The following is a 20,108-nucleotide window of genomic DNA, read 5'->3' as shown; positions in this document are numbered from 1 at the left end:
GCGGACCGAGGTCCTCATGGAGATCGTCGGCCAGATGGACGCCGCACGCTGGGAGGAACTATCCGCACCGGCCGCCACCGATATGTACAACCGCTTCGTGAAGGACCCGAAGATCGGCGGCAGACTGGCGCCGTTCATGACGGCGCATCAAATCAGAGTCTGGATCAAGGACGGGCCGGCGAAGGAGTATCGACGCGCGCTCGAGGGCATCGGGACGATCGCGACCTTCACGAAACGCGCCTACCCCGGCCCAGCGTCCGTCGTCCGTCTCGCGCTCGGAGACCAGTGGTCACCCAGGCCGGACACGATCGAGATAAAGCCCATGAGGTGCTTCGCCGACGGCCCCACCGGCGCGTCCATGTTCATCATCTGGGGGCCGCTCACCGCCCTTCAAAGCCTGATCTGGAACTCCTGCCTAGTTCGCGCCCGCGATCCACTTCAGCCGATCACCGTGGTCATCACCAAACCCAACAGCGCGCCCCTGCCGCCCGCCGACTGGGAGTTGGTGAAAGCGCTCAGCGCCATCGTTGACGCCAACTGCCAGCAGATTACGTACGCGGTGAGCCGGAAGCCTCGAGACTAGGCTGCGGGCCGCGCCTATCGCTCCCCCGCGTCGACGCATCACCGCTGCCGGCCCGATTTGGGCTGCCTTTGCCGGTCTGATGCAGGTGGGGCGGTAGTGCTGGCCAACGAGGTAGCTGGGCCGCATATCCAGAACGCAATCTCGGCATCTGCGCAGAGCATGGGCCTGACGCAGTGCCCCCCGCAGCCCAGCCGGTGCAGCGTCGGCCGGCAGAGTGAGGTATACCTCTGAAGTGGCCAGAATACCTGACCCGGCTGCGAGGCCGGGATTCGTCTACATCCTGATCAACCCGGCCCTCTCCGGGATGGTCAAGATAGGCCTGACGGTCGGTGATCCGCTAAATCGAGCGCGCCAATTGTCGCGTCATACCGGCGTTCCACAAGACTTCGAGGTTGCCTATGAGGAGCTTGTGAGTGACTGTGGAGCTGTTGAGCAACTCCTGCACCAGCGCTTCGCAGAGTGGCGCGTGAATTCCCGCCGGGAATTCTTTCGCATTCCACTCAAGGATGCAATCGTGGCGCTTCAGCAAGCCGCCGAAATGCATCCCATCGACGCCACCCACGAGGAAAAGGTCGATATTCTTCCACAGTTGGAGTCTCGCCTTCGGAGATGGCTACGAAGAGACCTTGTGGCCTTACACATTAGCGTGGTCCAGGACATCGTCTACTTGGAGCAAATCTTCCAACCTCATCCAACACTCCAGGACTTCGAAACTAAGAAAATTGACCTAGGCTTCATTGGAGACGATGAAGATCCCGACGAATTGATGTTCAATGCGACTTGGCCCGCAAGGGAGAATGCACGCCGGCTCCTGGCCCTAGACACATACTCCCTGTGGTACTGCACGGACCTGATGAATGAGGAGGTGGAGTTCTTATTCCGACAGGCCGAACAACGCAAGGACTACAGTCAGATACCATTTGCGCTCTAGTGCGGCAGCCCACGTTGGGTCGGCACCTCAGGTTCTCGGCGATCTGCTCGGCTTCGCCTGGGTTGCCGGTCAGCGATGGACCCATCCCAGAAGCCCGACACGCCCTCGCTGCTAGCGGACGCTGAAAAATGGCCGCTTGATAGCAAGTCCACGGCCTATGACGAGCGGGGGATCACGGCTGCGGCCTGCACCGTCGGCTTGAGCGATGCGTCTATGGCGATGGTCGTCTTGCCTGGCGCGCTGTGGATCTCTATCGACCGGCTCGCAGCAACCGCAGCTTGGCCACCTTCGCCGCGTGTCGCCACGCGGCCAGGGATTCCTCGTCCAAGCCCTCTAGCTTGAGCCGGCCATGCGCCGCTCTCACCCGCTTGAGCACCAGCTCCGGTGTCACCTCCATCACCGTCTCCTTAACGATCCCACTCGCTGTGCGGGACGCGTTCATCCTGGCCAAATTGCCGTAGCGAATTCGCCTCCGGGCGCTCAGGCACGGGCATGGCCGAGTTCCTCGATGCACTCGTCGATTGACTAGCCAGAGCCGGTGGTGCGCTGGGCATCGTCACCAGCTGGCTGGGGCTGATGCTTGGAGGCTTCGTCCGCGCTCGCCGCGCGAGCAACGGCCGTCGGCGCCTGTGAGTTCCGATAGGCAAAACGGGGGTAGGGCAGACCAAACCACTCCGCGAACGGTGGACAGTCGTCGACTGCCGTGCCCACCTCTGGGGCCGGTTCCGGGGCGTGCCACGGCGCTGCGGTTCGCCCATCAGGCTCTAACCCATAGCGGAGCAATTGGTCCGCCTCGGTTCCTGTCAAGCTGAGTTGTAGATCGACGAGGTCGTCACCTGCAAGGCACGCGTCGCGAAGCGCCCGTTCGGCCTCCGTCCGGCGTCCGTCCATGTCGAGTACATCGGCCAGCGTCGACAACACTTCTGTCGTTGGTTGCGCCACGCCGCGCAGTAGTTGTTCCGCCTCAGCAGTGCGCCCGGTTTCGCCGAGCATGCCGGCCAGTACGACGAGCGCGTGCAGGTCGTCGGCGGCTGTCTGACGAAGGAGCGCTTCGGCCTGCTCGGGCTGACCGGCTTGCCGCAGGACGTGCGCGAGCCGAACCGGCGCCTGGGGTTTGCCAGCGGCGGTCAACCGCCCAAGCACCTCGTTCACCTCGTCGTGATGCCCGAGGTGCATGAGTTGGCCGGCAACATCGAGAAGGACTTCCTGGTCGTCGGTGGCCGCCCGCTGCTGTAGGATACCCGCCGCATCCTCGGTCTTGCCCAAGCGGTCCAGCAGGTTAGGCAGCAGCAGATTGGCGTGCTCGTCGCCGGCGTCGGCGGCCCGCCGCAGCCAGCTTTCGCCTTCTTCGAAGAGCTCGGGGTCATCGTCGAGTTCGATGCCGTCGTCGATGAGCAGTCCGGCGAGCCGCTGCATGGCCCAGGCATGGCCCTCCTCGGCCGCGTGTCGCAACAAGTCGTCCACTTCGCGCCACTGGTCGGCCTCGATCAGTAGTTCGATGCAGTGCTGAAGGGCATCCGCGGGGATCCTCTGGACAAGGGTCGAGCGTAGTGTCTGGCTCTCCTCTGCGCGGCCGAGTTCATCCATGAGGCCGGCGAGCAGGATCGCGGCGATCGGGCTGCCCTTGGCGGTCTGCTGGTGCAGCAGGGGTTCTAGATCGCCTTGCTGGTCTTGGTCGTACAGCACCTTTGCCAGTACGACGAGCGCGGTGGGATTGCCTTGTTCTGCGCGTCCCGTCAACAAGCTGCGGGCCTCGTCGCTGCGTCCGCTGTCGGTGAGTAGGTACACGAGCCGAACAAGAGCATCGAGATCGTTAGGGTTTTCGACGAGCTGTCGCAGGTGCCGCTCGGCGTCGGCGGGGTCTTCGTGCACCTCCTGACCCGAGGTCGCGTCCCACACGTACCGCTGTGCGAGCGACTTGATGGCGCCCTTATGGCCGAGGGCGGCGGCGCGCCTTACCCAGGGGTCGCTCTCGTCGTGCCGGCCGAGCCGGCTGAGGAGCACGCCGATGGCCATGGCCGCGCCGGGGGAGCCCTGATTGGCCGGCGACGCGCAGAGCGTTACCGCGTCGCGGTAGAGGTGGCGATCCTCGGCTTCCCTGGCCAGGCGTAGCTGATCCTCAAGCGGACCTGGATCCGCAAGCAGGACGGCCCACAACTGTGGAGGCAGCGGATACATATGTTGCTCAGGACGCAGGTGCTGAAGGAGATAGTCGGCGAGCACGTAGCCGTCGGGCTCGCCGAGATCGGGCTGAGACCGCACCGGCGTCAGCGGAGCGATGACGCCCTTGACCATCCGGGTGACGTAGGCGATAGCCGCGGCGAACCAGGGCGTCGTACGGGCCCGATGCTGTTCGTCGAGATAACCTGCCGCCGCGTGTTCGAGCATGGCCGCCGACAGCGGGGCGGCGCGACCGGCGGCGCGGGCATCGGCTGCGGCGAGCATGAGCGCTCGGGCGTACGGATCGGCGTCCCGGTAAGCGGCGATGAGGTCCGGGCCGGCTGCCAGTGCTTGGGTGATCCGGTTCGAGGATCCGGCGGTCGCGATGGCCTCGCGGAGGCGTGAATCGGAGCGCGACCGGGCCAGTTCGACATCGGCGGCTAAAAATGTCGGCGGTACGTCGATGCGGACGGCTCGGGCCAGCAGTGTTCGAACTTCATGGTGCGGATCGGCGTCGCCCGGGTTCGGCTGCGCGGTGAAGCGTTGCCAGTACTGCGGCCACAGGGTGCCGATCACGACCACAGGCGCGTTCGATCGCAGTATCTCCATCAGGGCGACGGCCGCCGCCTCGCCGTGCGGGGAGCTGAAATATCGCTGCGCCTCGTCGAGCCAGATGACTGAGGGTGGACTCGCTGGCCGATCCCGCAAGGCGAGCGCGGTAGTGGGGAACTCCAGCGCCCAGTCCGGCAGGCACGTCAGGACCGCCTCGTAGGCGGTGCGCGTCTTCCCGGTCGACGAGCCACCGACGAGGACGACGAACACCCCGTTAATGGGCATGGGGTGCAGCAGGCGGCGAAGGCTCGCGTCATGGCTTCGACCGACGTAGTCCGGCAGCGTCGTCGCGATCTGCTCCGCCGGGCTGATCGAGCGGTGCACGCCCAGGTCGAAGGGCTCCCAGTCGACTACCCGGCGCTTCGGCGCTCCGGCCGCGCTCCACCGCTCGCGCAGGGCCTCGTTGACATCATTGATGGTGTCCATGGCCTGAGCCAGGACATCACCGGGCGTGAGGAACTCCGCGAAACGTCGGCTGATCTCGGGATAGGCGTCCAGGTAGGCGGACAACTGATTGGCGTCCCACAAGGCCCAGCCCTTGAGGCCGAGGCGCTGCCCGTATGCGCTGAGTAGGTCGGTGACACGGTCGATGCCGCCGCGCCCCGCGACGCTGGAAAGGCGGACGTTCGTGGCAACAATCAAGTACTGCGGGATCCGGCCGTCGGTGACGCGCCGCCGTCGCGGATCAAGCCACTGGTCCAGCTCGCTCGTGAGGGTCTGGCACAACCATTGAGCATCGGCGACACCGCCAGCGGTCCGGCGGCACTTCGCCTGGAGGACGCCGTAGCCGCACCAATCAGGCCGAAACGACACCTCGCCGTCGAAGGTGGCCTCGCGGCCACCGTCCGGTCCCGCGCCGAAAGCCTGGACCGCCGGGCCCAGCACCCGCACCGCGAGCGCCCTACACAACTCCTCGAATCGCCGCTCGTCGAGTCTGCTTAGCTCGTATGCCACCTAACTATGATGAACCTGAGCCGGGGCGCGCGCCGTCCCTGGGAGTGTGGATCTAACGGTGTTTCCGGCCCGACCTGCCGGGCGTTGTGCCTGGTGAGGAGGGTGCCGTGATGACCGCGACACTGAACGACCAGACCGGACGGAAGAAGCGGCCCGAGCTGTCGGCGGAGGCGAAGGCCGCCGCAGAGCTGGTCCGGGCCGCGAAGGAACAGGGCCTGTCGTTGACCGGCCCGGACGGGCTGCTCAAGCAGTTGACCAAGACGGTCCTGGAGACCGCGCTGAACGAGGAGATGACCGATCATCTCGGCTATGAGAAGCATGAGCATGCCGGTGCCGGGTCGGGCAACGTCCGCAACGGCAGCCGGTCGAAGACGGTCCTGACCGAGGCCAGCGGACCGGTGCAGATCGACGTGCCGCGGGACAGGGCAGGCACGTTCGAGCCTCAGATCGTCCGCAAGCGGCAGCGGCGCCTGTCGGGGGTCGACGAGGTCGTTTTGTCGCTGTATGCCAAGGGTTTGACGACCGGGGGGATCAGCGCGCACTTCGCCGAGATCTACGGCGCTTCGGTCAGCAAGGAGACGATCTCGCGGATCACCGACAAGGTGATCGAGGAGATGACCGACTGGTCGCATCGCCCGTTGGATGAGATCTACGCGGCAGTGTTCATCGACGCGATCGTGGTCAAGGTCCGTGACGGGCAGGTGGCGAACCGGCCGTTCTACGCCGCGATCGGTGTCACTCTCGACGGCGAGAAGGATGTCCTCGGCTTGTGGGCCGGCTCGGGTGGTGAGGGCGCGAAGTTCTGGATGAGCGTACTGACCGACCTGCGTAACCGCGGCGTGAAGGACGTGTTCTTCCTCGTCTGCGACGGTCTGAAAGGCCTGCCGGAGGTCGTCACGAACGTGTGGCCCCGGACCGTGGTGCATACCTGCGTCATCCACCTGATCCGTAACACGTTCCGGCTCACCTCGCGCAAGTACTGGGACGAGATCAAGCGGGACATCAAGCCGATCTACACCGCCGTCAACGCCGACGCCGCCCGGGCGGCGTTCGACGACCTGGCCGACAAGTGGGGCGGCCGGTATCCGGCGGTGATCCGGCTGTGGGACAACGCGTGGGCGGAGTTCATCCCGTTCCTCGACTACGACCTGGAGATCCGCACCGTCATCTGTTCCACGAACGCGATCGAGTCGTTGAACGCCCGCTACCGGCGGGCCGTGAAGGCCCGCGGCCACTTCCCGGACGAGCTGGCCGCGTTGAAGTGTCTGTACCTGGTGACCCGATCGTTGGACCCCACCGGCACAGGCAGAACCCGATGGATGATGCGCTGGAAACCCGCCCTGAACGCCTTCGCCATCACCTTCAGCGACCGCTTCCCAGCCGCTGAAACCTACTAACCAAGATCGCCGGAAACACCGTTAGCGAGACAGCCCTCGTCCCTCGTGGACAGTGCGCAGGTCGAACGAGGGAGTGCCCATGTCCTACGCTTCGGGGCACCGCCGGATTTGGTCCGACGCGTCGGTCAAATCCTGGACCGGCCCTTCTCTTCGTGACGGTGGTGGCCTCGTGACAACCGTGGAGCGTTCCGATACACCGCGTTTGACGGTGGTGGGCGCGGGCGAGCAGCCCGTCAGTGCGCAGGGCTTGCGTGCGTTGGTGGCCGATGGGTCGGCGGTCATCGCGGTGGGGGGCCTGGTCGCCGGAACGTTTTTGACGGAGGCGGGCAAGTCGCTGATGACCGGTGAGAAGCCGGGCCGGCTGGGGTTCGTAGTTGCCGTCGTCGTGGGTTTGATCGTCCTGGCGGTCGGCTTCTGGCTGCGACACCGGGCTCGGATGGGGCTGCGGGTGGGGATCATCGTGAACGCAGTGGATGTCCATCGCGGTCGGGCCCGTGCCGAGCAGCGGAATCAACAGGCGGAGCGGTTCAGCCAGGGTTCAGCGGCGGTGACGCTGAAGGCGGAGATCGAGTTGTCGGGTGATCCCGTTCGTGATCGTGAACTGGTTGATCTGCTGGCGGAGGAGACGCTACGGGCCACGACGATCGCGGAGCGGCTCGCTCCCGACGCAGCCCACGTCAATGTGATCCCCACGATGCCGCTGCACGTGGCGTTCTGGTTGGGCGCGCGGCTGGGGTACACGCACGCACAGCATGTCGCCGTGCATGAGCTTCGGCAGGACACGGGGTCTCCGGCGTTCTTCGCGGCGACGTCGCTGCGGGCGGTGGACGTGAAAGCCGCCCCGCTGACGGTGGAGCGGCTGGAGGCGGTCGATGGCGGCGACATGACGAAGGTGGCGCTCGCGCTCGATCTGCAGAGTCGCGGGGATCAGTTCCGGGACGCGGTGGTGAAGGCGTGCCGTGAGCGCGGCATCGGGTGGCTGCTGCTGCTTCGCAACGAGAACCGGCTGCTGAAGCAGGACATGAAAACGTTTAACGGAGTCATCTCGCAGACGTGCGACGCGTGGGATGCCGCGCCGTTGCCGGCCGAGGCGCGGACGGGCCGCCACGCGATCTTTCTGAGCGGCCCTGTGGCGATCGCTGTGGCGCTCGGTGCCCGGCTGGCTGCGCCCACCCCCGGGCAGTGGACGGCGTACACCTTCAACCCTGTTGCGAACGTGTACGAGCCGTTCCCTGCTCCCCCGAACGGCTGACGTGGCGTTCCGCCGGTACGCCCAAGGCTGGCGGCCGGTCCTGCTGGTGGGGCGAGGTTGTCGTACCCGCGCCGTACCGTCTCGTCGGTGCTCGGCTCTTTCGGGAATGCGGGCGCCGTCCACAGCGTCGTAGAAACTGGCCGTGACCTCACCCCCTCGGCGGCCGTACCAGGCGCACCTGCCAGGGAACGGAGAGCACATGGCCACGCTGGCCACCCACTTCAAGACGGCACTGAGCAACATCGAGCCCACCGAGGATGCCAAGAACGCCCAGTCGGCGCATGCCGAGGTCACGGCGGCGTTGGAGGCGGACGACCTCCTGGTGAAGCTCGGGGTCGATCCGTTGCTGATCGGCTCCTACGGCCGGCACGTGTCGATTCGCCGGGTCAAGGACGTCGATGTGTTCACCCGGTTGAGCAAGGCCGGTAAAGACCTGCGCCCCGGCAAGATCCTCGACCACGTCGAGGCTGTTCTGGAGGCGGCGTTCCCCGGCCGGGTCACGCGCCAGCACCGGTCCGTGATGGTGGACTTCCCGGACTACGATCTGTCCGTCGATGTGGTCATCGCCCGGCCGTGCGGGGATCACTGGGAGATCCCGGAGAAGATCGAGGACGACGGGAATGCCCGGTGGGTCGAGACCAACCCCACCAAGATGGCCGAGCTGACGACGCAGGCGAACAAGGACTACCTGCTTTACGACGACGATCCCGGAAGCGGGGTCTACGTTCCCGTGGTCAAGCTCGTCCGTCAGATCCGCCGGGTCTGGGTCGATGACCAGCCCGGCGGCTACTTCTTCGAGGTTCTCACGTATCACGCGTTCAGCAACGCCAAGCCGGACGAGACGACGTACGCCAGGTACCTGACCGTCGTGCTCCGCGAGATCGCCGACCTGCTCGTGGACGTCGCCGACGAGGGCCTCGACGACCCGACGCTGGACGGCAAGAAGATCAAGACCAAGGCCACGGCAGAGCAGTTGGCTGCCGCGGCCGAGCGGATCGCCGAGGCGGCGACGTTGGCCGAAGACGCCCTGGACGCGGAGGACTGCCCGGCCGCGGTGATGTGGCGTGAGCTGTTCGGCACGACCAAGAACACCACGACCGAGGAGTACGTCTTCCCGCTGCCGGAGTACTGCAACGCCGATGGCACCCGGAAGCAGGCATCGGCGGTGACCCGGGGTGCGGCCACCGTTCCGGCCGGGAGCGGCCGTTACGCATGAGCAGTTCCTGGCAGAGCGACCTCGTCGCCGAAGCCGACTCCTGGCGTGCGCGCCTCGGGGAACTGGGCTTCGGCGACGACGGGCATCGGCTACGCGGCGACCTGGCGTGGCAGCACCCGGTCCACGGCCTCGTCCATGCCCGCATCGAGGTGGAGCTGACCGATCGGTTTCCGTTCGCCGCGCCGGCGGTTCGGGTGCTCGATCCCGGAACAACGATGGAGCTGACCTTCCACATCGACCGGCCCGCCCTGCCGGGGCTTCACGGCAACCTTTGCCTCTGGGACGGCAGCGCCCATCCGGTCGACGCCGCGCCATGGCGAGAACCCCAGGTATTACTGGATCGGGTGCGAAACTGGCTGGAGCAGACGGCCGTGAGCTGGCCGGACGACGATGCCTGCGACCTCGAACGGTACCTGGAGCAGGACGCCGACACTTTCGTGCTTTACAACGCCGACGTGCTCACCGGAAAAGTCGGGCTCTACAAGACGGCACCGGGGCCCACACCGCGCACCATCGAGGTGACCGGCAACCGGCGGCCGGGAGTCATCGCGCCGCGGGGACCTCAGCAGCTACATCCGAAGGACCGTGGACTCGCGTGGGTCGATGATCTGGGGGAGGTCAGCTCCCCACCTCGGGGATGGGCCGATCTCGCGCAGACTCTTGGACGCGCCGATGAAGTCAGTCGTCTGATCGCGCTCGGCGCCGTCGGCTACCTCCTGCTGCGGTACTCCCGAAACGGCCACCGCGCCGCCCTAGCTGTTGCCGTACGGCGCCGCGGCCCCGTTCCGTCGATAACAGCCTGCGAAAGCGCCGACACCAGCCTGGCCACGCGGTCGATACGCGCGGGTAACACCGCAGTGGAACTGGCTGATGTCCGGATCGCCGTGGTCGGTGCTGGCGCGCTCGGGTCTTTCGCCGCCGACATCCTGTTCCGCTCCGGCGTCCGCCGTCTCACCCTGATCGACGGTGAGCGTCTGCGTCCCGGCAACGTCGTACGTCACCTCGCCGGCAGTAACGACGTCGGGAAATACAAGGTCACCGCGGTCATGGACCGGCTGGCGGCCACGGGGTTCGACGTCGGCGAGGTGGAGCGGCGGAACCGCGACATCACCCAGTTGGGCGACGCCGTCGAACTGGTCAAGACCCACAACGTGGTGCTCGACGCCACCGCCCACGCCGGTGCCAGCAGCCTGCTCGCGACGGCCGCTGACATCGTCGGCGCCTGGACCGGTCACACGGTCATCTCCGCCTGTGTACAGCGCGAGGGCGACATCATCAGGGCTGACCGCTTCCCCCTGCGTCGGGCAGAACAACACCTACCGGCCCTGCCCAGCGAACCAGTCCCCCCAGAAGCACGGGAGGCCGGGTGCGGTGAACCTGTCTCGCGGACGCCACCAGCGGCGGTCATCGCCGCCGCCGAACTCGCCTGCCGGATGATCATTGACGAGGCGACCCACCAAAGCGCCCTGCCGGCGACTATGGCCGACGTGCGCCGGCCCCAGCCTGATCCGCCCTTCGACCGGCTCGGTCTGCTCACATCGGATGCCGTTTCCGTCCCGGTGGCATTGTGACCGGCCCTGTTCCAGTGGTGATTCACTCCGACGCTCGTCAGACCATTAGCGAAGCGGCCGGACGTGCCGCACCGTTGGAGGCCGGCGGTCTACTTCTTGGGTGGTGGGACAGCGACAGGGTGATCGTCCGTTCTGCCGTTGAGGTAGTGGATCCGGCCGCCTCCGGCACCTCGTGGATCCGGCGCGAGAACCTTGCCCAGCAGGCCCTCGACCGGGCGATCGCCACTCTCGGGCACCCCTGGTTGGGTTATGTCGGCGACTGGCACAGCCATCCGGCGCCCTGTGAGGCAAGCGCGCAGGACCTCAAATCCATCCGCAGCGCCTCCCGCGCCTACCCCCAGCCGCTGCTGCTCATCGTGCACAGCTCCGGCGGCGTCCTCGACATACGAGCGGCTCGTCGTGGCAGGTCACAGACGGTCCTCGAGGTTACTGCCTGAAGCTTTCCCCACGCCAGATCGTGGTTAGCATGTTGATACGTGCTAAACCCCGTCTCGGATCAGCGCATCACTGCTCGGCGCAGAGGCGCACGCTCACCGCGGTGAGCGGCTCCAAGAGGAGTTCCGGGCGGGCGGCGGGAGCGCTGGGGGTTCGGCTTACCGCACACTGTCTTAATATGGCGCATGGCTCGCATAGGGGCAGGTCAACTTGCCGGGTATGTGCTGGAAGAGATCATTGCGTGGATGCTCTTAAGTAGTGGCTACAAGTTGCTGACCCAAGCGAGCGATGACCCTGACGAGTTGGTAGCGGGTCCAAATGGACTACGGGTCCGTGGCCGAGGCGCTGAACATCAGGCCGACGTGCTCGGTGAGCTAATCTACGTACCACCGTTCTCGCTACCGCTTCGCATGTTTGTAGAGGCTAAGTGCCATAAATCTGGGGCTATCGGGCTGGGAGAGGTCCGAAACGCTCACGGGGTAATCCACGATGTAAATCAGAACTGGGCTTCTCAAGCTCGCCCCAGCTTGCCCCAGCAGCGGTACCACTATCTTTACTCAATGTTCTCCACTTCGGGTTTCACCCGCGACGCGCAAGAATACGCACAGGCCCATCAAATCGTTCTCGTCGATCTCTCGACGTCGACATTCAAGGACCTCAGTAAGGCCATTCGCGACTTGGCCCGGCGTCTAGTAGAAGCATGGGGGAGCGACGGCTTTCCTACGGGCTGGGTACGCAATGAGCTTCGAAGGCTACTCGGCACAGACGGTCAGGCCACGGGCGAACTTGCGAGTGGGGGCCTTACTGGTGAGATTCTTGGCGGGATAGTCGATGAGTTCGCAGCATACATAGTCGACGACTGGAAAGCTCGAATGCTGCTCGGCTTCCCTGCCGCCCCGCTGATTCTGCCTTTGCTGGTAACCGATATGGCTGCGACGCTCGATGCCTTGGCTCAGCGACCAGTCATGCGGGTCAGGCTCCGACATGTGGGCGAGACCGATACTGCAGGAAGCTGGTTAATTGAGTCGGTGGACCCACGGGTTCAGTTCCGCTTTAGTCTTCCGGACAGCATTGAACGCTGGATGGCAGATGATCCGGAAAAATATCGGGCTCGGCGTGCGACTTATAAGCAACTACTCTCCGATATCACAATCGTGTACGCAGCTAGACAGGATGTTCAGGTCTACAGGCTCGTCTACGATGCGGCCGACTGGCGTCGGGGTTAATTTCCCTCCGTCCGGTCGCGGGCTGCTGTTAACTCGCACCTGTTCCGGCCAACACTGGGCAGCATCGCCTGCGTCGGCGTCGAGCTGCCGTGGCTTGACGCGGAGCAAGCGGTCTTCATCGCGGTCAACCGCATGCCTGGTGAGGACGTTCGCGATTATGCGGTCTGGATCGTCCTCGCCGCCCTGTGGCCGAGGACGACTGCCCGCCAAGTCACCCTGTAACCCACGCTGCGATGCAATTCGCAGGAGACACTGCCGGGAGTCACCGGTTGCGTAGGGGTCGGGCCACTGGCGCGAGCAGCTCGTCCAGCAACTCCAGCTCCGCCCACCCGTTGATCGCGATCTGGCCGGAGGTGTCGATGTTTATCTCGACGCGGTCGGGCGTGCGTCGCAGATGGTCGAGTAGATGCGGGAAGCGGTCGCTCAGCACGACGAACTCCTGGTTCGTCGAGCCGACCCAGGGCCGAACGGGGTCGATCCGGTCGTTGAGGAACGGTCCAGCAACGAGCAGGTCCGTCTCGCCGAGCAGCGCGGCAACATCGGCGCGGCCCGCCTCGATGGCCTGCCGCAGCTGCGCCTCGGTGTATCCGGTGAAGGTCATGACCGATCGGCCAGCGCTCCGTACCGCGCGAGTGACCTTGGACAATGCGGCGGCTTGATCGAAGGGTTCCCCGCCGAGCAGCGTCAGCCCGGCGGTGCCCGAGTCGAGGATGCGGGTCACCAGGTCGTCTGTTGCTACCTGTTCCCCGCCTCGGAAGCTCCACATGTGCGGGTTGAAGCAGCCGGGGCACCGGATGGCGCAGCCCTGCACCCAGACCGCGGTGCGCTCGCCCGGTCCCTCCGCGTGAGTTGAACCAAGGAACCTCGCTACTGACACCACCGCCGAGTTGATGGTAGGTCGAGGAGCGAGTTCGTCATCAGACATCGAGCACACGGCCGTGGGGTGGTGGCGGCGCCTGGCCAGGCTGCCGCCACTGCGGAGGTGTGCAGGTCAGCAGGTTCCGGAGATGGGCGAACTCGTGCGGTGCAAGATTCGCCACTGCGGCGATCTCCTCTACGCTGCCGAACCCGCGGCGTGCCTGCCGCTCGGCGATCACCCGGTGCACGCGGTCTGTGTGGAGGTGCGGGAGCGCAGCGAGCTGCTCGAAGGTGGCCGTGTTGACATCGATGGCCGCCGGGCCTCCGGCCGTGGCTGGCGAGACCGTGAAGGGCTGCGGCGGCGTGCCGTACGACTGCTGCGGAGGCGCTGGTACTGCTGCTGGCCCAGCCCCGTAGTAGGTGGCCGGGTTCGGCATGATGTTGGCGACCGACGGTGGCGGGGATGTCGGCGTGTAGCGCGATGGCCCGGGGGGCGCCGGGGGGTAGGGGCTGCCGGTCCAGATCGGCGGTGGTGCGGTTGGCTGCGCGTACCAGGGAGTGTGGGTTGCCCGCCAGCGCAGCCACGCCGAGTTGATGAGGCAGGCGTGCAAGATGCTCGCCGCCCAGATGGCCAAGAGCGTGCCGGCAGCCCAGCCGCCCACGGTGGTCGTCTTGCCTGGGTCGTCGAAGAAGGGGATGGTGCCTGCACCGATGACGGTGTAGGCGATGCCGGGGATCCACCAGTCCGGCCGTCGGGCGCGAAGCCCGACGTAGAGGAAGCCTGCTCCGGCGAGGCAGCCCATGCCGAAAATTGGGAGCAGGAGCCACCAGCTGTGCTGGATCCGCCATTGCAGGCTCGCGCCCGGGTTGGCGGGAGGCAGTGGAGGTGTCCAGGGCCCGTTAGGCACGTTCGACATTGCGCTCTTCCTGGAGGTTCTGCGTGTTCACGTTCGTTCTGGTGTAGTCGGCGGTGTAGGCACTTTCAATGGTGTGTGCGTCGAGTAGATCTTCCAGGATCGTGATGTAGTCGAGGCAGCCGCTTCCCGCCAGGCCCTTGGTCTCGGCGCTCACGATGCCCGCGCTCGTCACGGTCAGCAGGATTTGTGGCTTCTCCGTCATGACGGCCGTCCCTCGACAGCGAACACCATCCGTACGCTCGCATCCTCGGCGACGGTCTCCGACTCGAGCCGAAGTCCGGCGGCCGGTGCGCGTTCCCGCAGCCGCTCGAGCACCGCACGCTGCACCTGCCGCCCGTACTCGGCGTCGATGGCCCGAACGATGTCGACGGCTCCTTGCTCGTCGACGTCACCCGTGAGGTGCGCAGACCACACCGCGTCCGGCCCGCGCTGGAAAGTCGCCTGTACGCGGCCCCAGGACGCCACGATCTCCTGATGGTCGGCGGTGACCACGGCGTTGGTTTCGCGCAGCGCCGCCGAGAGCAACGTCTCATCCCGCATCCGCGTCTGCACCTGGCAGATGACGCGGCCACGCTCGTCGCGGCTGGCGGTGGCGCCGCGCACGGCGGCGACCGTGGCCACGGCCAGCGGCACCAGTATCAGTGAGACGCTCAACGTGGCACTCCCCTCGGTCCTGTCGTCGACATCAAAACTCGACCGATCTTCCACCACTGTGAGGGGGTGGTGCATCGCCGGGTTGGGTAGGAGCCGTGGACGCAATGGTGGTCCCGGAACGGCCAGGAAGGTCCCAGTCTTCCGCAGCCGTGGCCGCCACAGCACGCATATTCGCCCAGGCGCGGATGGCGCTGATCCGCTCCGCCTGGGTCACGCTGAGCGGCACCATGTTGACCACGCCGTGGATTAGATCGTCCTTGCGCAACGGGCGTCTTTCCGAGAAGGCGTCGAAAAGGCCGGCGATGACCGCCTGCTCGAGCTCGGCTCCCGAATAGCCCTCACTCAGCCCCGAGAGCTCCTTCAGCAGTGCGTCGTCGACGGTGAGGTCTCTGGCGACAGCAGGATGCGTCATCCGCTTTGCGATGTGCACGGCCCAGATCGACGCGCGCTCCGCGATGGTCGGGAGATCGACGAAGAAGATCTCATCGAAGCGCCCCTTACGCAGCATCTCAGGCGGGAGGCTTTCAATGTTGTTCGCGGTCGCGATGACGAAGACGGGCTCCGTCTTCTCCTGCAGCCAGGTGAGGAAGGTGCCGAACACGCGAGATGACGTTCCCGAGTCACCAGCGGCGCCGCCGCTGGCGAAACCCTTCTCGATCTCATCGACCCAGAGAACGCACGGTGAGGTGGCCTCGGCGGTGCGGATAGCGTTGCGCACGTTCTGCTCGCTGGATCCGACCAGTCCGGAGAAGACCCGACCGATGTCGAAGCGCAGCAGCGGCAAGCCCCAGCTAGCGGCGACGGCCTTTGCGGTGAGCGACTTGCCGCAGCCGGGCACGCCAGTGATCAGCACACCGCGCGGCGCGGGAAGCCCGTACTCCGCCGCCTCCGCCAACCAGGAACTATCCCTTTTGGCCAGCCACCGCTTCAGATTTTCCAGACCACCGACGTCGGCCAGGTCGGCATCGACATCGACGAACTCGAGCAGTCCCGACTTGCGTACCGTCTGCCGCTTCTCCTCGTGCACCACCGCGATGTCGTCAAGGTCGAGCACACCGTCGTTGACCATCGCACGAGCGAAGGCATTCTCCGCCTCCTGCAGCGTGAGGCCGAGAGCTGCCTTCGCCAACCGCTCCCTCCCCACCTCATCCAGGCCGATGCGGATCCGGCCGCTGGCGGAGTTGGCCGCGATCATCCCTTCAAGCACCATGCGGATCTCGTGCTCACTGGGCAGCGGAAAGTCGACGATCGTGACGTCCTTTTCCAGCTCCACCGGAATCCGCAGCACGGGAGAGATAAGCACCAAGGCCCGCGCGACCGGGCCGGACTTGAAGGCCGCCGCCACATCCCGCAACCGCCGAACCACACCCGGGCTCCCAGGCCTGTCGCCACCCCCGTGCGCCGCGTGTAGGTCCCTGAACATGAGCACGCTGGGCTCGTCGATCCGAAGCACGGCGTTGAGCGCATCCTCCGGGTCCGTCGTGCCCTTCCTCGGGGTACCGTCCGGCTGAACCAGTCCTTCTGTCGCGGACCAGGTCCAGACGGCCCTGGGAGTACGAACCAGGGCCGCATCGCGGGCTACGGCCGTCACCTCCGCGACCACCCGATGCTCTTCGTACGACTCTACGTAGAGGATCGGGAAGCGCGCTTTGAGCAGTTGCGACAATGCCTCGCGGAAAGGCCTCGTCATCGCCGTCTCCCCCTCCGACCGCCACCAGGCCGGCCGACTGTAGCAGGCCACAGGCAGGGCCGGATCCAGGGAAATCGGCATTAATCCTCACACAGACTGAAGATCATGTGAAATGCCATCTATCAGCGCCCTGCCCACCCACTGGGCTGGCGGAAATGGCCAGCGCGGACTTGGGGTGCGCTGAAACCTCTGTCACCATCAGCCCATCACTGTTGACGTTGGCGAGCCGGAAGGTGGCCTTGGTGTTCACACTGGCAGGCGGCGCGGTCATCTACCCGCAGGCTGAAGCGCTCGACACCATCCGGAGCTATGCGCTGGACACCCGATCCCTTACTCCAGGTACGCGGTTCCCGGATGCCTTCACCACGCACAAGGTCCCCGCCTACGCCTACCGCACCTACGACTGCGTGCCGGCATCGCCCGGCCCTCTGTTCAGCGACCTTGACCTCCTCGTCACCGCCGGGCTCAATGCCCGTCTCGACGTGCCCGCCATCGCCGCCCTACGCAGCTTTGCCGATCGAGCCGCCAATTACCTCGACGCCGCGCACAACCAGCAACCGGACTTCCTCTTGTTGAACCGGCCAGAGCTAGGCGATGACCCACCCCAGGGAAGCGCGGGCTGGCATCTCCGAGAGGCCTGGCGACAAGGGATGGCAACACCCGGATTGGACATAGCCCGCGTACACAAGGCCTTGCACCATAAGCGCCCGCGGCTGGTCCCTCTCCTCGACAACAAGACGGTATAGCCGATCGCGACAGCTGCCCGAGCTGCACACTGCACGCTCTGGCAATTGATCTACGACGAGATCCACGCCCACGCAGAGGACTTCACAGTCCTCGCAGACGAGTTCGACAAGATCGCTGCTCGCGAGCAGGGCGTGCCCCTCCCACGGCTGAGGCTCTACGACATCCTCCTGTGGATGGCGATGACACGTCCGCAGTAACCATGTCTCGTGGAACTACAGGGAGATCCCCCAAACCGTCTGCGAACCTGGTGGAGACCTCAGATTCGCGCGTCTTCTGCCGTCACGGCGGTCGCATCGGAGTCCCCCGCGGTGGCAGTAGGAGCGACCATGCCCGGGACCCCGCCGACCGCCGCCACCGCTTGCCGAAGACGCTCTTGGCTGTCGATCATCCAATCGATGACCTCAGGCCAGTTCCGCTGATCACCGATCTTTGGGCCGATCAGCCGGGCTTCGATGCGGCGCCCCTTGTTGTTCGGCAGGTCATCGAAGATCAGCTCACCGCCGAAAGCCCCCATGATTTCGGCCTTGCGGTCGCTGAGCACCTGCCACCGGGCCAGATTGACCGCCGGATCAGGATGGCCGAAAAACAACTCCGATCGGCACCCGAACAGCGCGTAGGACACGCCCCAGGTCGCGTCCGTTGATCCAGTCGGCATGGTCCACCAGTTCTGCCCCGGCGCCGACGCGTTCGTCCAGCCCCGCTGCTTGGCCAACGGCTCGAACGGTGACCAGCGCACCAAAGCCGGAATCAATTCAGCGGACCGGGTCGGTTCGAACATGGGAAGCTCCGCATCCGCTGCGGCGGACAACGGCGAGGCGACACAGACCGCCGGTCAGCAATCGGGGTCATCAGAAGGCCCTCGGCACGAAACGGTTGGCTCGACACCACCGGACCTACCGAGGGCCTTCACCCACGTTCAACACGACACGCCGCCGAACCCCACTCCAGTTCTCAAACGCTCACTGAGGCCCTTTCCATCGGCTCCCACGCTCAGCTCGTGCTTCGCCTGTATCCAGGCGCGACCACCGAGGGCAAACTCGCAGTAGATGTCATCCGTGGGTTCGTCAACTTCGAGCCTGGCCAAGACCGGAGCCCCGCCGCCCTGCGGGAGGAGCCCTTGAACTTCCTCTTCGTGTAGACCGTGTACCACGATGAATGCGGCTGCCGCTGCCCGGTGGGCGCTGCCAACCTCGCCAGCCGATCCGCCGATTGCGCCCCGTGCCGCAGTAGTCACAGGCCCAAGGCCGCCGGAGCGCTAGGAGAGCCGCAAACCCGCTTCCCCGTACCTCGCCTCCCGCAAGAGGCGGGACCAGCGAAGCCGCAGGCATCAGAAGGAGACCACCCCTGACGACGCGCACGTAGCCGAGCAGCACGCCAGCCATGCGTCGGCCAGCACCGTCCCGATGGGGAGACCAGTCCGAAGCCGACGAGCGTGCTGCAGGCCAGTGCGCCGTGCGCCGAACGCGCTGATGGCGTGCAGGCCGACGGCGGCAATGAATCTGCAACACCACCGGCGGTGACGCTGGCGACACCGTAGATCGGGGGCAACCACCAGTGGAAGGATGATCGAGCCGACAGGTTGGGCCGCGGGAGGATGGATGTTCTGGGGTCGTAGATTGGGAACGTGGTCACTGGCTCCCGAACAGGTGTTGGCACCCGGCCCGCAGAGGTAAAGGCGCCCGTGCGCTGTTCGCACCTCCCTGTGGATCCCCGCGGGTACCCGATCATCGCGGTCATTCCGCAGGAACCGGGCGAAGTGGACTTTGGGGCCTTATCCGAGCAGCGCAAGCTTGTTCTTACCACCTACGACCTGTGCGCGGTGTGCGCCATGCCGTTCCGGGACGAGTTGCGCTGGCAAGTCACGTTCGACGACCAGTTGCAGCACATGGGTGAGACCCCCACGTTCAACGAGGCGCCGGTGCACGAGGTGTGCGCGCTCTATGCCGCGCAGGTGTGCCCGTTCGTCTCGTCGCCCCACGCCCGGCTGGGCGACGCACAGCGCAAGGGTCAGCGACGCGCCGAAACGCTTGTGCTGGCCGGCTTCGACAGCACCGCCGCCGTGTACGGCCACGACAGCGAACTTCAGGTTGGCAAGAGCATCCTGATGTTCGACATGGCCGGGCTGCGTCGCACGCACCGCCTCACCGGTGCCGACGACGCCCGCCAGGTGTACGAGACCGCCCTCCACGACGAGGCCCCTATCCAGCTCGACGACGCCGAGCAGCGCATCGTGGACCTCCTCTGCGCGCCAACGCCGGAGGAGGGCGAGGACTCAGGCGCGGTCATGGCCGGCGCCACATGGTTTATCGGCGCGGCGTTCTGCCCTCGGATCCGCCAAGTGCAGGCGATGAAAAAGTTCGCCGAGGCCAAGGACGACTTCTACTTCCAACTCGCGGCGAACTTCCTCTTCGAGCCCGACAAGATGGCCGAGTGGGAAGACGCGAGCGACCCCTCTACCGCAGCAGCTGTGTCGTGGTTCCGTACCCGCGAAAGCCTGCCCACCGTCCTGCAGCAGTGGCGAGTGGCTGGCGCACGCCGAGTCCGCGACAGCAGAGGCCGCCGCCCCCGCCTCTCGGACGCGGCCATTGTTCCTCAGCGCGACGAGGCTGCCATCCGTCGACGCCAGGAAGCCGAGTCGGCCTTACGGAAGGGGCGCCGCAAGAAGCGATAAGCTTGCACACGCGGGATCCACAATGCTCCAGCTGATCTTCAGCAAGCGATCACAGCAGGGCCGCGCAGCGACCGGCACGCAATGGCAGGAAACAAGGAAGCGCAGGTCATCACGCTAGGGCCACAGGCGGAGCGTCGGGTTAGGAAACCGATGCTCTATCCCCTGAGCTACGAGGGCGCGAGGGCCTAGTCTAGCGACCTGGGGCTTCACCTGGGGTGGCAGGGAGTGGCAGGC

The 20,108-nt window shown here is 65.8% G+C and carries 19 protein-coding genes; 11 read left to right on the top strand and 8 right to left on the bottom strand.

All coding sequences use genetic code 11. From position 1 onward, the window contains the following. Window positions 1-16 precede the first annotated feature (16 nt). Window positions 17-583: a hypothetical protein gene (locus EAD96_RS24580; protein WP_147457929.1), complete on the top strand. Its 567-nt coding sequence runs from the start codon at window positions 17-19 to the stop codon at window positions 581-583. A 232-nt stretch (window positions 584-815) separates the two neighbouring features. Continuing rightward, entirely contained in the window at window positions 816-1,514 is a 699-nt protein-coding gene (locus EAD96_RS24575; RefSeq protein ID WP_121685941.1) for a GIY-YIG nuclease family protein, read from the top strand. 250 nt (window positions 1,515-1,764) lie between these two features. Here the strand turns inward: EAD96_RS24575 and EAD96_RS31060 are convergent, their stop codons facing one another. After that, a complete protein-coding gene (locus EAD96_RS31060; protein ID WP_158614822.1) occupies window positions 1,765-1,911 on the bottom strand; it encodes a hypothetical protein in 147 nt (48 codons plus the stop codon). Window positions 1,912-2,039: 128 nt separating this feature from the next. Next, complete coding sequence (locus EAD96_RS24570; protein ID WP_121685940.1) at window positions 2,040-5,240, bottom strand: tetratricopeptide repeat protein; 3,201 nt, start codon at window positions 5,238-5,240, stop codon at window positions 2,040-2,042. 110 nt (window positions 5,241-5,350) lie between these two features. Between EAD96_RS24570 and EAD96_RS24565 the strand changes: the two genes are divergently transcribed. The 6 genes from EAD96_RS24565 (at window position 5,351) to EAD96_RS24540 (ending at window position 12,337) form a co-directional block, all read left to right on the top strand. After that, the gene (locus tag EAD96_RS24565; protein ID WP_121685939.1) at window positions 5,351-6,637 is read left to right on the top strand and encodes an IS256 family transposase; all 1,287 of its coding nucleotides are present in this window, start codon (window positions 5,351-5,353) and stop codon (window positions 6,635-6,637) included. 79 nt (window positions 6,638-6,716) lie between these two features. After that, window positions 6,717-7,889, top strand: a complete 1,173-nt coding sequence (locus EAD96_RS24560; protein ID WP_121685938.1) for an SAVED domain-containing protein — start codon at window positions 6,717-6,719, stop codon at window positions 7,887-7,889. A gap of 199 nt (window positions 7,890-8,088) precedes the next feature. Next, window positions 8,089-9,105, top strand: a complete 1,017-nt coding sequence (locus EAD96_RS24555) for a nucleotidyltransferase (protein WP_121685937.1) — start codon at window positions 8,089-8,091, stop codon at window positions 9,103-9,105. Beyond that, on the top strand, window positions 9,102-10,676 hold the full coding sequence (locus EAD96_RS24550) for a ThiF family adenylyltransferase (RefSeq protein WP_121685936.1): 1,575 nt from the start codon (window positions 9,102-9,104) through the stop codon (window positions 10,674-10,676). The genes EAD96_RS24555 and EAD96_RS24550 overlap by 4 nt, the downstream gene beginning before the upstream one ends. Beyond that, the gene (locus EAD96_RS24545; RefSeq protein ID WP_158614821.1) at window positions 10,673-11,113 is read left to right on the top strand and encodes a Mov34/MPN/PAD-1 family protein; all 441 of its coding nucleotides are present in this window, start codon (window positions 10,673-10,675) and stop codon (window positions 11,111-11,113) included. Before EAD96_RS24550 ends, EAD96_RS24545 begins: the two co-directional genes overlap by 4 nt. A gap of 183 nt (window positions 11,114-11,296) precedes the next feature. After that, complete coding sequence (locus EAD96_RS24540) at window positions 11,297-12,337, top strand: restriction endonuclease (protein WP_121685934.1); 1,041 nt, start codon at window positions 11,297-11,299, stop codon at window positions 12,335-12,337. Between the two features lie 262 nt (window positions 12,338-12,599). On the opposite strand, the gene EAD96_RS24535 is transcribed toward EAD96_RS24540, so the two are convergent. The 5 genes from EAD96_RS24535 to EAD96_RS24515 all read right to left on the bottom strand — a co-directional run bounded on the left by EAD96_RS24535 (window position 12,600) and on the right by EAD96_RS24515 (window position 16,537). Continuing rightward, complete coding sequence (locus EAD96_RS24535) at window positions 12,600-13,262, bottom strand: 4Fe-4S single cluster domain-containing protein (RefSeq protein WP_121685933.1); 663 nt, start codon at window positions 13,260-13,262, stop codon at window positions 12,600-12,602. Continuing rightward, entirely contained in the window at window positions 13,255-13,998 is a 744-nt protein-coding gene (locus tag EAD96_RS24530; protein WP_158614819.1) for a helix-hairpin-helix domain-containing protein, read from the bottom strand. Before EAD96_RS24530 ends, EAD96_RS24535 begins: the two co-directional genes overlap by 8 nt. A 97-nt stretch (window positions 13,999-14,095) precedes the next feature. After that, a complete protein-coding gene (locus EAD96_RS24525) occupies window positions 14,096-14,314 on the bottom strand; it encodes a DUF2997 domain-containing protein (protein ID WP_011905833.1) in 219 nt (72 codons plus the stop codon). Then, on the bottom strand, window positions 14,311-14,766 hold the full coding sequence (locus EAD96_RS24520; RefSeq protein ID WP_030504494.1) for a hypothetical protein: 456 nt from the start codon (window positions 14,764-14,766) through the stop codon (window positions 14,311-14,313). The genes EAD96_RS24525 and EAD96_RS24520 overlap by 4 nt, the downstream gene beginning before the upstream one ends. Before the next feature lie 31 nt (window positions 14,767-14,797). After that, window positions 14,798-16,537: an AAA family ATPase gene (locus EAD96_RS24515; RefSeq protein WP_233586156.1), complete on the bottom strand. Its 1,740-nt coding sequence runs from the start codon at window positions 16,535-16,537 to the stop codon at window positions 14,798-14,800. A 161-nt stretch (window positions 16,538-16,698) separates the two neighbouring features. Here EAD96_RS24515 and EAD96_RS24510 point away from each other — a divergent pair, with 161 nt between their 5' ends. Then, window positions 16,699-17,202: a DUF6308 family protein gene (locus tag EAD96_RS24510; RefSeq protein WP_147457928.1), complete on the top strand. Its 504-nt coding sequence runs from the start codon at window positions 16,699-16,701 to the stop codon at window positions 17,200-17,202. Between the two features lie 45 nt (window positions 17,203-17,247). Beyond that, window positions 17,248-17,400: a hypothetical protein gene (locus EAD96_RS31055; RefSeq protein ID WP_158614818.1), complete on the top strand. Its 153-nt coding sequence runs from the start codon at window positions 17,248-17,250 to the stop codon at window positions 17,398-17,400. Between the two features lie 59 nt (window positions 17,401-17,459). Here the strand turns inward: EAD96_RS31055 and EAD96_RS24505 are convergent, their stop codons facing one another. Next, complete coding sequence (locus EAD96_RS24505) at window positions 17,460-17,981, bottom strand: DUF4268 domain-containing protein (RefSeq protein WP_121685930.1); 522 nt, start codon at window positions 17,979-17,981, stop codon at window positions 17,460-17,462. 924 nt (window positions 17,982-18,905) lie between these two features. On the opposite strand from EAD96_RS24505, the gene EAD96_RS24500 reads away from it, so the two are divergent. Continuing rightward, window positions 18,906-19,874: a hypothetical protein gene (locus tag EAD96_RS24500; protein ID WP_121685929.1), complete on the top strand. Its 969-nt coding sequence runs from the start codon at window positions 18,906-18,908 to the stop codon at window positions 19,872-19,874. Window positions 19,875-20,108 lie beyond the last annotated feature (234 nt).

This window comes from Micromonospora sp. BL1, from assembly GCF_003667485.1.
Taxonomy (GTDB): domain Bacteria; phylum Actinomycetota; class Actinomycetes; order Mycobacteriales; family Micromonosporaceae; genus Micromonospora; species Micromonospora tulbaghiae.
Note: the sequence above shows the minus strand (reverse complement) of the source record. Positions and strands in the feature narration are given on the sequence as shown.

What these genes read in the sequence shown, in the direction of transcription:
- EAD96_RS24580 (WP_147457929.1), top strand. Translation starts at nt 17, where the DNA reads ATGGAGATCGTCGGCCAGATGGACGCCGCACGCTGGGAGGAACTATCC.
- EAD96_RS31060 (WP_158614822.1), bottom strand. Translation starts at nt 1,911, where the DNA reads ATGGAGGTGACACCGGAGCTGGTGCTCAAGCGGGTGAGAGCGGCGCAT.
- EAD96_RS24565 (WP_121685939.1), top strand. Translation starts at nt 5,351, where the DNA reads ATGACCGCGACACTGAACGACCAGACCGGACGGAAGAAGCGGCCCGAG.
- EAD96_RS24560 (WP_121685938.1), top strand. Translation starts at nt 6,717, where the DNA reads ATGTCCTACGCTTCGGGGCACCGCCGGATTTGGTCCGACGCGTCGGTC.
- EAD96_RS24555 (WP_121685937.1), top strand. Translation starts at nt 8,089, where the DNA reads ATGGCCACGCTGGCCACCCACTTCAAGACGGCACTGAGCAACATCGAG.
- EAD96_RS24550 (WP_121685936.1), top strand. Translation starts at nt 9,102, where the DNA reads ATGAGCAGTTCCTGGCAGAGCGACCTCGTCGCCGAAGCCGACTCCTGG.
- EAD96_RS24540 (WP_121685934.1), top strand. Translation starts at nt 11,297, where the DNA reads ATGGCTCGCATAGGGGCAGGTCAACTTGCCGGGTATGTGCTGGAAGAG.
- EAD96_RS24535 (WP_121685933.1), bottom strand. Translation starts at nt 13,262, where the DNA reads ATGTCTGATGACGAACTCGCTCCTCGACCTACCATCAACTCGGCGGTG.
- EAD96_RS24530 (WP_158614819.1), bottom strand. Translation starts at nt 13,998, where the DNA reads ATGGGCTGCCTCGCCGGAGCAGGCTTCCTCTACGTCGGGCTTCGCGCC.
- EAD96_RS24525 (WP_011905833.1), bottom strand. Translation starts at nt 14,314, where the DNA reads ATGACGGAGAAGCCACAAATCCTGCTGACCGTGACGAGCGCGGGCATC.
- EAD96_RS24515 (WP_233586156.1), bottom strand. Translation starts at nt 16,537, where the DNA reads ATGCCGATTTCCCTGGATCCGGCCCTGCCTGTGGCCTGCTACAGTCGG.
- EAD96_RS24505 (WP_121685930.1), bottom strand. Translation starts at nt 17,981, where the DNA reads ATGTTCGAACCGACCCGGTCCGCTGAATTGATTCCGGCTTTGGTGCGC.